Below are 13164 nucleotides of genomic sequence, written 5' to 3' on the forward strand. Positions count from 1 at the left end.
TCTTATAATTTATTATTCGCTTTCCGAATATTGTCACAGCTATTATTCTTAGGCGTCTTTCTTATTATATAGGGTATGTTTACAATTGTAAACAGTTGTTTTGTGTGCCTTTTTTAGTATATTCATTCCTATGATTTACAGATTGTTATACATGTTCGTCTTTTTCTCTCTTTCTTCTGCATATGCACAGTTTGAGGTGGATCATTTTAATGGGACAGATCTTATTAATGATATCAGTAAATTGGAATTTGATAGAGAAAAGTCCTCAGTTAGGTTCTTTTTTGAAAAAGATTCTCTCTACGGACGTATCAAAAATTTTGAATACGATATCTCTTTTCAACCGACTGCTCCGGAAAATTCATATATCCGTGGTACAGCTTCAGTTGCTAGCCTGACGACTCAAAATATATTAAGAGATCATCATTTAATGTGGGAATCTTATTTTTATAAACGAAAACACCCCTATATAACCTTCAACAGTAGTCAGATTATTGATTTTGGATCGCAAGTTTATAAGGTTATTGGATGGTTAACCATAAAGGGAATTACCAAAGAAGTGATTTTTCACTGTACTCTGCAAGAACACTCCCTGGAAGGCAAAACGGTGATCTATACCAGTGATTACAATATAAACATACATGATACCCGGGAACAAAATAAGCTCCTCCTCACCTTTTCTTTTCCGTTTATTTCCTTTCCCCGATAGAAGATTAATCGTCTGTAGTAACCCCTGGTGGCAACCGTATCAACTGCACATGGGCGTACTGCTCCTCATATACAGAAGTAATGGTTACTGAAACTTCTTTGGGATAATAAGAAGTCGCCATGATCAATATATCAAAGGTTCCTACGGGCAACCCTTTCCAGATAAAATTTCCCTGATCGTCCGGGTATTGAACAATATCAGCCAATTCCATGTCCTTGCTACTGATTGTAATAGTAGCATCATGAATAGGCGTTTCATAGATCATATCTGTGATTAAGCCTTGAATACATCCCATTCTTTCTTCTTTTGATGTCGTTTGATTGCATGAAAAAAAGGACATCCCTATGCTAATAAGAATGCACTTCGTAAATATGTGTTTCATTTTCCCCTATAATTGTCATCAACAGGAAGACCTGTGTCGAAATTAAGGGGACAATATAGTGTCTGTTTTAAGAGTAAAACAGAGGCTAAAAACGGTATTTACTTCAGGGGGTTTTCCCCTATATTCTATTCATATTGCTGAATTACAGTAGGTATTATCAAAACAAAAGTGATTAAAGCTTTACTTTATATGTTTATTGTAAATTGTTTAAAACAAGATATTTACTGTTTTGTTCTGTAATATGTTTGAATGCGTATTTAAGGGGTTAGCTTAGCGGTAATGGTTCCTTTGGCAATTAGATTTTGTTTGCTATCATACATCACCATTTTGCACTTGAGAATATTAAATTTAAAATATTCCTTATCAGATATTACAGTTACTTTTTCACCAGGAAGTACCGATGTATAAAAATGAATATTCGTATCAGTTATCGCTACTCCCAGAGGTTCATCTCTCAATTCATTCCTAAACAAATAAATTCCTAATGATACCAAACCAATCTGAGACATGCATTCTATCAGAATAAAGCCAGGAGTTACCGGTTCTTTTTTTTGATGTCCTTTATAAAAATATTCATCTTCCAAAAAAGTATAGGTCCCTGTTATTTGTTGTTCATTGACATGAATGATTCTGTCTACAAATAAAAACGGTTTTTGGTAGGGTAATTCCTTAAGTATAGATAATGTGGTCAATGGTTTATTATGCTTTTAGTTGATGATCTTTCCTCCTCTCGTTATTAGTAATACGACAATTAATTCAAAAAAAATGCCTGTACTTTTATTAAAAAGCTCTAAAATATAACACTTTTTTGAGATATTAATACATTCGTGTATTTTTTGAAGATGTTAAAAATAACGAATACATGAGTTTCCATGTAGTTTTTAAGTAATTTATAACATCCTTAGTAAGAATCGATGGTATCGAGGAGCATTGTATACACAAAAATCCTGGTCGTTAGACCAGGATCCCCCTCATATAGTACACGGATTTTTATAATAATTTGTCTGTTATCAACAAAGATTATTATTTGCCCCCATTAAAAATCACGTGTACTTGTTTTTGCTTCTTCTACTAATTCTTTACTAGGTGAGATAGTTACCTCTACCCGTCTGTTTTTGGCACGTCCTTCTGGAGTGTCATTGTCAAATTTTGGAACGGCTTCCCCATGCCATTGTACAGTGAATCGTTCTTTATGGACACCTTGTGAGATGATGTATTTGGCCACAGACTCTGCCCTGTTTTTGGACAATATATAATTGCTGTTTTCATTCCCCACACTATCAGTATGCCCGGCTACGAGAATATTCGATTTTGGATACTCCTGCAAAACAGCTATAAGCTTATCAATAGTTTCTCTGGAGCTTTCATTAAGACTGTATTGATTCGTCTTAAAATACACCCCGCTATTCTCGTCAAATACAATATGGATATCCTGTGCTACACGTTCTACATGAACCGTTGGAATTTCTTCCTGGATTTTTTTTGCCTGCTTATCCATTTGATTTCCTATAAAACCTCCTACAGCTCCTCCAATCATCCCTCCTAATACGGCGCCTAGTTCACCTCCGTCATCACCGATATTGTTTCCGATAACGCCTCCGATGACTGCTCCCCCTGCGGCACCAATGATTCCTCCTAACTGAGAGTTACTGGCATTTTTAATGGCATTACAACTGGTGAACTGTACCGATACAAAAAGCGCTACTACTACGCTTAGATATTTTAATTTGTGTGAATTCATACGTTTGTTATTTTGTTTATGTTCTTATAGTAAGTATTCGTTTACAAAGGTATTATCCAAGCAGTCTGTAAGAATCCCTGAAAACAGGGAAATCTTCATTCCCTTTTTCAGGTTAGCGCATAAAAAAACAGCTTCTAGTTTTTAGAAGCTGTTTCAATCTATAAGTATATCAACAAATTATCTTCTTGTGAAATGTAATTTTATCGTTACTTTTTCTCCATCACCTGGTACTTCATAGGTCCATAACATTGCATTTTCCTTTACTTCGGTAAGTGACATTCGATATGCTTTATTATTGATTTCGCTTTTGTATTTAGCATTTACAGGTTTGACCATAATACTGTAATCGTATCCATACATCTCATCTGGCACCGTCCAGATAAAATTATTTGGTCCGGCAACATTAGCACAGCTCCCATCGGTAATAAGATAGTTTCCTCTATTGTTATTGGATACAAATGCCCATTGAGAACCTTCTACACATTTAGCAGGAATTCCTCCAAATAACGTAATATTATACGTCCCCTCAGCATCGTAATCTAATTGATTCAACGTCCATTGCCCATTAATTGCTTTGGTGGTTTGCTGAACAGCAATACTCGTTCCTTTACAGGAGGTTAATACCATAGCGCTTACCGCTATAAAAAATAATAATCTCATTCGTGTTTATTTCTATAATATATATACTTGTATAAGGACAACCTTATTGTTTTGCGTCTTCAATCATTTTTTCATTAGCAACAATCCCCAGTTCTACGCGTCTGTTTTTTGCTCTTCCTTCTGCTGTTGCATTATCGTATTTTGGTTGTGTTTCTCCATGCCAGTAGGTAGTAAATCTTCCGGCGCTTAATCCCTGAGAGATTAAATAATTTGTTACAGATTTCGCTCTTTTTTCTGACAGGGTCATGTTATAAGCATCATTTCCTGAACTATCTGTATGACCTTCTACTACAATATTTGTATCTGGATATTCCTTAAAGATACCTATCAGTTTATTAAGGGTCTCTTTAGACTTCGCGTTGATATTATGCTTATTGGTATCAAAATACACACCACTGGTTTCGTCGAATACTACATCAATTCCTTCTCCTACCCGCGTTACTTCTGCTCCCGGTATTTCTGATTCGATACGCTCGGCCTGCTTATCCATTTGTTTTCCTATAACACCTCCGGCAACACCACCAACAACACCACCAATAATCGCTCCCAGTGCAGAGTTCTTTTTACTCCCTACGTTATTTCCGATAATCCCTCCCAGAACAGCTCCGGTAGTCGTACCAATAACCGCTCCTTTTTGTGTGTTATTTGCATTTTTGATAGCATCACAACTGGATACTACACCTACTGCTACTAATAAAATGATTCCTTTTTTTAAATGTGTTATCATGATTCTAAAATATATTTTAGTTACGTTACTTTTCTATATAAGAAAGACAATAGTATATAACGGGTGTTGCATGCCCCTAGTATCTTTCTGCCCATTTTTGAGAATATCATTATTTACCCTGCCTTTTATACAATACCTGCTAAAAAATTAACAGCATAGGCACTAAATTTATTTCTCTTTTTTAGGAACTCTACATAAAAGGAGAATTCCTAATACGAAAAACACTACTAAAAAAAGTACAGCATTTCTCATACTTCCGGTTATTAAATCAACCGTTGCGTATATCCCCATACCAATAACTATTCCAACTTTCTCTGCGACGTCATAAAAACTAAAATAAGAAGTTGTATCTTCTGTTTCGGGCAAAAACTTGGAGTAGGTAGATCGGGACAATGCCTGAATTCCTCCCATGACTAATCCTACCACAGCTGCCGTCCCATAAAACTGGATAGATTCGGTAATAAAATATGCATATACACAGATCCCAACCCAAATGATATTAATCCCGATAAGGGTGTATACATTGCCATACTTATCAGAGCACCTGGAGGTGATAATTGCTCCTCCTACCGCCACCAGCTGAATGATGAGAATACTGATAATTAATCCCATGGTTTTTTCTCCATCGGTTCCCCAGTTGATTTCCTGTTCTCCAAAATAAGTAGCGACCAGCATAACAGTTTGTACCGCCATACTATAAATAAAGAAAGCTCCTAAATACCGTTTCAGGCGTATGTTTTCTGTCATGCCCTTCCACACTCCATGAAGTTCTTTAAATCCTTTAAACAATACTCCTTTTGTAATTTTATGCCCGGTACTGGTTCCTTTGGGTAAGAAATAATAAGAGTATTGACTAAATCCTATCCACCAGATTCCTACCAAAATAAAAGAAAACTTCATTGAAGCGACTTTTTCAGCTCCTGACGGAGCCCCCATAATCATTGCCAGATTAACAACTAATAGAATAACACTTCCTATATATCCCATGGAATACCCTTTGGCACTAATCTTATCGTGTTGCTCCGGATAGGCAATATCCGGCAAGTAAGAATTGTAAAAAACAATACTCCCCCAAAAACCGACCAATGCCGTAATATAACAGAACAAACTGAGGTAAATGGTTTCTTTGCTAAACCAGTAAAGCCCTATACATGAAAGCGCCCCGATATAGTTAAAAAATTTCATGAATATTTTCTTGTTACCGATATAATCAGCCACTCCGGATAAGATGGGAGAACAGACGGCTACGATAATAAAACCAATTGCTGTAGCGTAATTAATCAAAGGGGTACTTCGGATCTCCCCGCCAAAGATGGAAATAGTCTCATCTGCTTCAAACAGGGTGCCGTAAAAAATAGGAAATACAGCCGAAACAATTGTAAGGCTATATACGGAATTTGCCCAATCATAAAAAGCCCAGGCATTTAGTAATTTCTTATGTCCTTTTGGTAGTGTTTGCATTTGTCTCAATTAAAAAAAGCTGCCCTGAGGAATTTCAGAACAGCTTCTAATGTAAGTATTATCTTTTTTAATGAGACTATTTTTTTGTTATTTAAATGTTGTAACACCAAATTTTCTTGCCTCTGCTTTTGCTGAAGGAGCCCATTTTGTCAGATTGGCAATTCGCGTATCATTAGAGGGGTGTGTACTCATAAACTCCGGTGGTGCCTGTCCTCCGCTATTAGCCTTCATACGTCTCCATAAATTAGCGGCTTCATCTGGGTTATACCCTGCTATCGCCATTAATTGTAATCCTATTTTATCTGCTTCTGTTTCGTGGCTTCTACTAAATGGAAGCATTACTCCGAACTGTGTTCCTAACCCAAAAGCAGTTCCTATAATTTGTTGTGTCTCCTGACTTTTTCCACTCATAGCCACTGATGTAGCAACCCCAGCTACTTGCTGAATTTGCCCGGCACTCATACGTTGCTGTCCGTGATTCGCTAATGCATGTGCTACCTCATGTCCCATGATAGCAGCTATTCCTGTTTCATTTTGTGCAATCGGAAGGATTCCTGTATAAAAAACAATCTTTCCTCCTGGCATACACCAGGCATTTACGGTTTTATCTTCTACTAAGTTATATTCCCATTTATAATCTTTTAAATAACCGGAATACCCATTGGCGTTTAACCATCGCTCAGATGCTTTGGCAATACGCTGCCCTACTGTCTTTATCAATTGTGCATCTCTGGTTCCTGTCACTACTTTATTATCCCCCAAAAACTGATTGTATTGCTGAAATGCCATTGGCAAAATCTGAGAATTCGGAACTAATGCCAGTGTTTTTTTTCCTGTAAAAGGATTGGTAGCACAAGAGGCTAATAAAAGTATTGCGGCACCCCATGCCAGTACTCTTTTTCTCGTATTCATAATGGTTTACTTATTTTATTTATAAAGTTACCAAAAACTTTGAAGGAAAACCTCGCTACTCCTGCCTTTTTTATCAAATATGTCGATAAAAAGCACAAAAGTATAGCTAAAGTGTTTTACAGAGGGTAGATATGATTCCTTTTTTTTAGACGAATTACCGCCTACTCTTCTGAATCGCTTTGATCTTCTTCGGGTGCCTCCTCTTCCGTTTCAGGAAGTATTTCTTCATCTATTTCTTCTTCCATAACCGTGGCCGCCAGACGTTCTATCTTTTTATTATTAATCATTCCTCCAGTCATTATCAAGCTGGTACCTATGATTACAAAGAGAAGAATTCCCGGTTCAAAACCTGCTACAGTAACTGCTTCGGGAATGGCATAAAATAATAATACCGTGATCAGCCCTCTTGGAGCAATGAATAATTGCGGGAGAATATCTTTTCCCATAAATATTTTTAGCAAGGCATAGCGAATTACATAAATTGATACAATAATCAGAATACTGATCAAGGCCACTTTTAGATTCAGTAAGGAAGAGAGTGTGATCGTAATTCCAAAAATGACGAAAAATAATGTACGTACCACAAAGGCTGTTTCTGCTGTAATTACGTGCAATTCGTGATAGATAGATTTTGCTTTTTCAAAATGGAGTAACCCTTTGAGTTTTCCCTGAAAAAACAATTTCATGTTCGCGATCACCAATCCGAAAATCAATATAATAATCAAGGAGGATAGGTGCATCTTTTTTCCCAATGCATACAACAGTAACAATACCGCTATTAAAAGGAATAGTTTTACCGAGCTTTTAATTTTCTGAAAAATAAGAATGATCCCGTAACTGACAACTAATGAGATGACGATCGTAAGAATCAGGTTAATACTAAATCCAACAACTCCGGAATCTTCTGCCGGGTTTAGACGTCCTGTAAGAAAGTAAAACATCATAATTCCCAAAATATCTGAAAATGTACTCTCGTAGATATGAAATTCCTTTTTTTCATTTTTTAACCCTGTTACACTCGGAATAATAATCGCACTGGAAAGGATTGATAAAGGAGTAGCATACAACCAGGCCGATTGCATACTCATACCATCAATCAAAGTGTTTAGTATCAGTGCCGCCACATATGTAGAAGCGACAAGTCCTACTAATGCAATGACAAAAGATTTGAGAATAGGAATCAGTTTTTCCTGTTTGAGTTCCAGTTCCAGGGCAGCCTCCAATACAATCATAATCAATCCCACAATGCCCAGCACCTCCAGAATTGGAAAAAAGTTGATGCTATCACTAGCGCCAATAAACTTCATTCCATACTGAATAAAAACGCCTAGTACAATGAGGAGTAACACAGCCGGAATACTTGTTTTTTTGGCAATACCATTAAATATAAAAGAGAGAATGATAATCAGAGAAATACCGATGATCAGATTATAGGAAGTAAATATATCCATGGGGGTCGGTTTGAAATGGGTCTTACTGGTTAAAATAAATGAAAGATAGGAATTATAGCCGACTCCCCATACCTCTAATTCATAATAAAATGATAAATTCTGTGAATTTGTAGTTATCTATAGGCTGTATACAGTACTACGAGTCCTTCATTATTGATATCTGTAGGCAATACATTTTGAGCGGCATTGGTAATGGTTCCGTTTGTATAGGTGACATTCAGTGTAAATCCATTGGCTGTAAAAGCAGTAACAGCTCCGGTAATGATTCCCAGTGAGTTTCCGTTTTGATCCCCGTAGCGAACACCTATAGCCTGTGTATTAGAAGCAAAACGGGAAATATCATTAATCGAGTTCCCATGACCTCCTACATAAATACATTGCTGTGCAATAGCGCCACCATCATCTCGGGCAAATCCATTCATCGTACCAAATGAATTCCTGATGCCTCGGTCATTATTAGTACTGCCGTTATCTGCATTGATCGTAAAATCTTCTACATTCGCATGTGCCACTAAAGTAATAGAGGTAGGTCTGAAAGGAACATCCGTAATCGTAACAGCCCCTGCGGTAGTAATACGAAATACTCCTGTAAATACATTGCGAGAGGTCAACATCTCTACCCAACCTGTATTCGTAAATTCGAATAAGCGGTTCTCATCCGTATCATATACGATGGCTCCCTCCTGCACTCCTGTAATACCGTTTCTTTCTACCGTAGTAGCAGATGGAATCACCAAAAGAGAATTCGCATCTATCTGAGCAATTCCCTGGAAATTACAAATCATGCTAAATACAAATCCACAAATAAAATACTTCATCGACATACTTCTATATTTTAGCATATACAACGTTAAAAATACTAGAAATATATCTGAAAGACCATTAAAAAGTCTAAGAAAATTGTACGTAGCTGATTTTTAAGCCAGTTCTTTTCTCAACTCATTAAGACTAATATCTGAATTGATTAACCGGGTCACTACTTCTTTTCTGAATTCATCAATATCATCGTGTTCGTAATACTTGGCCCATTTATACGTATCGAGTAGATTTTTTATCTGTTTGATTAGTTTTCTGGTAGCATCAGCAGATCGCAAAACAGCTACCTGATCATAAGAAGGGTCATCCTTGTGATTATAACTCACCTTTTTTGTTTCAAAATCTACACTAATATAATAAGCATCTACGTGTTCAGCCAGATTTTCTCTAAAGTCTACCCATTCTGCAAACCCCAGTCGCAGATCATCAATTTCTGCCGGAAAATCCGAAATCAAACGCCATTGGCATTTGGCTGCTCTTCCCCAGTGATTGGACAAACGATATACACCTTTAGTGGTATAATAATAAGTACTCCCCGATTCACTTCGATAATGGGGTTTTCGCTTGGCTATTTTATACAAAGGTGCCCCCTGGAATACACAGTAGGTACTTTTATAAAAATTATTTCTGTTATATGTCTTTTTTTTCTTTTGCTCTAAGACTAGTGTTTCCAATGATTTGTGATATTTACGCTTTTTCCTCTGGGGCAAAGAAATCATTATTTGTTTTAAAAAAGAAAACAAGTTTTTAACACCGAAGACCTCCTTTGATTCTCTTGATCTCATAAACCAGCAGCAATTATTTCATATCAGCGGAATTAGCCTTCTAATTAAGAATCAATATAAATTAATAATAAATAACGGGTTTTAAAGAGATTATAGATCACTATTTTTGGAATATTATGGTTTTTCCGTAATTTTAGGGTGCCTCAAATTTTAAAATAAATACTTATGCAAGAAAATATAACCTTAGAGCAGTTCAATGCTCAGGACTTGTCTCAGAAATATAATGACGTATGGAACAGAGGAATTCACCTCTTTACCAAAAATGACAGGAATAGGGATTTTTATTATAGTATTTTCTATGTAGATTTCTTATTTGCCGAAGTAGTCTATAACAAACTAAATGGAGAAGTAATTGCCATTAAAAGCTTTAAAGACAGAGATAAGCTCATGTTTTATTTATGGGAGGATTTCTCATAAATCAGGAAATGTGTAGATAATTACCGAACGTTTTACTATATACTCTCAAAAGTTAATCGAGACCTACCATTGGATTTACTTTTGAGAGTATTTTTTTTGAAATAAAACAAATACCTTGTTATTATTGAGGGATTTACCCGTGTACCAAACAATATTTTTGGTATAAACAGGGTTACTGAATACATAAGATGTATTATTTTAGTATTTTGATATTTCAAAAGCCCCAAGCTCCTAAAAATGAAAAAACGCTCTGACCTACTTTTACTTATCGCCCTACTCTGTGTACAATTACACTGGGGGCAACAATATTACACCATAAAAGACGCTGATGATAAGACAGCCGTATCTTATGCTACTATTTCTTTTGGAAATGGAAATGGTATTTTTGCCGATGCGCAGGGACGCTTTATATTTTCCAAAAAAATATATAAAGACATTGATTCTCTCTACATATCAGCTATTGGTTATAAAGATTTAAAAATAAGTACGCAAAACATTCCCGCTTCTTTGGTAATCCAAAAGGATATTGCACAATTACAAGAGGTGATCGTCACTACCGAAAAATACAGAAAATATAAGGTGAGAAAAAAAGGAGCTATCCTTCATGATAACTATTTTACTTCCTGGTTGCCTACGGTAGAATCAGAAATAGCCGTATTCTTCGCTAAAGAATATGACAAACCGACCAAAATAGCAGCCGTATATCTTCCGCTCTTATTAGATGAAGCCAGAAAAGGAGGGAAAAAAACACAATTCTCCACCCTTTTTAAAATGCAATTTTACGAAAACCTGAAGGGTGCTCCGGGAAAACGACTATTTTATGACGACATTATTTTCAGAGTGACTCATGATGACAAAGCTACCTTTGAGCTCAATATAGAAGAACACAAAGTATTTATGCCTCCTAATGGGTTCTTTATTGCTATACAGGTATTAGGATATACTGATAAAAAAGGAGGGTTGCAACACACGAAAAAATACCATGAAGTAGAAACCCGAAAAGGCCTGATAAAAATATCGACCACCTTCCGACCACTACTCCCCTTTACTAATAAAATAGCAGGTCATACGACCTTTACTCGTCGTATCTTTTATAAAAACAAAACCTGGCAGCGTTTTGATAAAAACTATAGTGATACGAATGGCTTAATCAATAAAGGCTTTATGAATTACGGAATGGGACTCAAATTACATGTAATGGAGCCTTTATAGCAGCATATAATTCATTGAAGTGAAAAAAGTCTCAATCACTACATTATTAATCCAGAAACGATCTTCTGGTATTATACTGAATGGCTGCAGTATGAAGATGCTTGTGATTTGTACCTTTTTCCGCATAAGTAACGGCATCTGTAATACTCATAAAATAATGCTCTTTTCCCATTTTATCCATAAAGTGAGAACGTTGCAGAAAATCCCGGACAGGTCCTATAGTTCCTGAGATCAGTAATTGAATTCGGAGTTCTTCCAGATACAAGTGAATATCCTCCAAAACGTGAATTCCTGTACTATCGATATCGTGCATATTCGTCGTATCCAGAATTAAAAACTTAGGCATTACAGTCCGCTTATTGAGATATCCGAGAATTTCATCCTTGAAATAGCCTGCATTCCCGAAATACAGCTGATCATCAAAACGAATGATCAGATAATCTTCTGACCGAACCGCATTCGGAAATCGGTTAATATTCCGATAGTATACGGTATCAGGAATACGTACCAATTCAGCCACATGCGGTCTGGAACTGTAATATTGCAAAAAGATAAAAGATAAGACCACTCCTATAAAAATTCCTTTTTCTACCCCTACGATCAAGGTACTAAAAAAGGTAATCAGCATCACAATAAAATCCCTTCGTCGTACTGCCATCAGGTATTTGGCCTCTTTAAAATCAATCAGACCCAACACAGAAACTAAAATAATAGCCGCTAATACAGCCTTGGGAATATAGTAAAACAAAGATGTCAAAAACAGCAGAGAGCAAACAATCATAACCACAGAAATCAATGATGAAATAGTGGTCTTCCCTCCTGCTTCATCATTAATCGCAGAACGGCTATAACTCCCGGAAGAAGGTACTGCCTGAAAAAATGCTCCTATTATCTTTCCTATTCCCAATGCAAACAATTCTTGATTCGGTCGCACTACATGATCTCTATTCTTCATTTCCAGAGACTTTGCAATCCCGATACTTCCTACATATCCTATAAATGAAATGGTCAATACAGATGGGAATAAGGCTTCTAATGAAGTAAAGCTCATGGGAGGAACTATCATTGATGGCAATCCACTGGGAACATCCGCAATTACAGAAATTCCATGGGTCCTGAGATCAAAAAAGTAAGTACACAAGGTAGTAATTACCATTACAAACAACGCTCCGGGAAAGGAACGCTTCCATTTTTTAAGCAATAGAATGGCAACAATTGAAAAGATACACATCAAAAAAGTAATCCCATTAATATCACTTATATGGGTAAGAATATACCATATTTTGTCATGTGGATATTCAAAGGAAGGAATTGCTAATCCCAAGGCTTCTTCAAACTGAGAAATAATAATAATGATAGCAGCCGCTGATATAAACCCGGCAATAACCGGTTGTGAGATCAGATTGACCAAAAATCCCATTCGCAGGGCACTGAGCAGCAATTGAAAAATTCCGATCAACAAACCACAAAAAACAACCAACTGTATGTATTCTTCTGTAAAAGGAGTCGCGATACTACTCACCCCACTATTTACCAAAATAGCCGTTACTGCCACCGGACCGATACTCAATTGTCTGGAAGTTCCGAAGACAGCATATAATAAAAGAGGAATCAGACAAGCATAGAGCCCATAAATAGAAGGAACACCCATTAACAAAGCATAGGCCATTCCCTGAGGAATTAAGATCACCCCAACAGTAATACCGGCAATAATATCCGCTTTAAAAGTGGCGGATGTGTAGGTTTCTAAAGAGGCGAGGATCGGAAGTATTTTATGTAGTTTTTTGACGGCTAATCGTTTTTTTAGGTTTATACGTGTAAAATTACAATAATACTTTCAAAAATAAAGACTGTATCGCTTCTAAACAAATCTCATATATACACTATTGATTGT

General features: G+C 36.4%; 14 protein-coding genes. 3 read left to right on the plus strand and 11 right to left on the minus strand.

Annotation, left to right across the window (positions count from 1 at the left end):
• Positions 1 to 130 precede the first annotated feature (130 nt).
• Complete coding sequence (locus tag HN014_RS18195; RefSeq protein ID WP_176030269.1) at positions 131 to 706, plus strand: YceI family protein; 576 nt, start codon at positions 131 to 133, stop codon at positions 704 to 706.
• Positions 707 to 710: 4 nt separating this feature from the next.
• On the opposite strand, the gene HN014_RS18200 is transcribed toward HN014_RS18195, so the two are convergent.
• The 10 genes from HN014_RS18200 to HN014_RS18245 form a co-directional block, all read right to left on the minus strand.
• A complete protein-coding gene (locus HN014_RS18200) occupies positions 711 to 1088 on the minus strand; it encodes a hypothetical protein (protein ID WP_176030270.1) in 378 nt (125 codons plus the stop codon).
• Between the two features lie 257 nt (positions 1089 to 1345).
• Positions 1346 to 1780 (minus strand): 3-hydroxyacyl-ACP dehydratase FabZ family protein, encoded by a 435-nt coding sequence (locus tag HN014_RS18205; RefSeq protein ID WP_176030271.1) that lies wholly within the window; start codon positions 1778 to 1780, stop codon positions 1346 to 1348.
• 344 nt (positions 1781 to 2124) lie between these two features.
• Complete coding sequence (locus HN014_RS18210; protein WP_176030272.1) at positions 2125 to 2829, minus strand: OmpA family protein; 705 nt, start codon at positions 2827 to 2829, stop codon at positions 2125 to 2127.
• A 177-nt stretch (positions 2830 to 3006) separates the two neighbouring features.
• Positions 3007 to 3489 carry a lipocalin family protein gene (locus HN014_RS18215; protein ID WP_176030273.1) on the minus strand — a complete coding sequence of 161 codons (483 nt, stop codon included), beginning with the start codon at positions 3487 to 3489 and terminating at the stop codon, positions 3007 to 3009.
• Positions 3490 to 3532: 43 nt separating this feature from the next.
• Positions 3533 to 4216, minus strand: coding sequence for an OmpA family protein (locus HN014_RS18220; RefSeq protein ID WP_176030274.1), 684 nt, complete (start codon positions 4214 to 4216; stop codon positions 3533 to 3535).
• Between the two features lie 168 nt (positions 4217 to 4384).
• Entirely contained in the window at positions 4385 to 5677 is a 1293-nt protein-coding gene (locus HN014_RS18225; RefSeq protein ID WP_176030275.1) for an MFS transporter, read from the minus strand.
• An 87-nt stretch (positions 5678 to 5764) separates the two neighbouring features.
• A complete protein-coding gene (locus HN014_RS18230) occupies positions 5765 to 6589 on the minus strand; it encodes a M48 family metallopeptidase (RefSeq protein ID WP_176030276.1) in 825 nt (274 codons plus the stop codon).
• A gap of 161 nt (positions 6590 to 6750) precedes the next feature.
• Entirely contained in the window at positions 6751 to 8040 is a 1290-nt protein-coding gene (locus HN014_RS18235) for a cation:proton antiporter (protein WP_176030277.1), read from the minus strand.
• Positions 8041 to 8153: 113 nt separating this feature from the next.
• Positions 8154 to 8858 (minus strand): hypothetical protein, encoded by a 705-nt coding sequence (locus HN014_RS18240; RefSeq protein WP_176030278.1) that lies wholly within the window; start codon positions 8856 to 8858, stop codon positions 8154 to 8156.
• 99 nt (positions 8859 to 8957) lie between these two features.
• The gene (locus HN014_RS18245) at positions 8958 to 9530 is read right to left on the minus strand and encodes a hypothetical protein (RefSeq protein ID WP_176030279.1); all 573 of its coding nucleotides are present in this window, start codon (positions 9528 to 9530) and stop codon (positions 8958 to 8960) included.
• Between the two features lie 276 nt (positions 9531 to 9806).
• Between HN014_RS18245 and HN014_RS18250 the strand changes: the two genes are divergently transcribed.
• The gene (locus HN014_RS18250) at positions 9807 to 10058 is read left to right on the plus strand and encodes a hypothetical protein (protein WP_176030280.1); all 252 of its coding nucleotides are present in this window, start codon (positions 9807 to 9809) and stop codon (positions 10056 to 10058) included.
• 237 nt (positions 10059 to 10295) lie between these two features.
• A complete protein-coding gene (locus HN014_RS18255; protein WP_176030281.1) occupies positions 10296 to 11270 on the plus strand; it encodes a carboxypeptidase-like regulatory domain-containing protein in 975 nt (324 codons plus the stop codon).
• A gap of 46 nt (positions 11271 to 11316) precedes the next feature.
• Here HN014_RS18255 and HN014_RS18260 read toward each other — a convergent pair whose 3' ends face one another.
• Positions 11317 to 13083 carry a SulP family inorganic anion transporter gene (locus HN014_RS18260; RefSeq protein WP_176031161.1) on the minus strand — a complete coding sequence of 589 codons (1767 nt, stop codon included), beginning with the start codon at positions 13081 to 13083 and terminating at the stop codon, positions 11317 to 11319.
• Between the last annotated feature and the right edge of the window lie 81 nt (positions 13084 to 13164).

This window comes from Aquimarina sp. TRL1 (assembly GCF_013365535.1).
GTDB classification, from domain to species: Bacteria; Bacteroidota; Bacteroidia; order Flavobacteriales; family Flavobacteriaceae; genus Aquimarina; species Aquimarina hainanensis.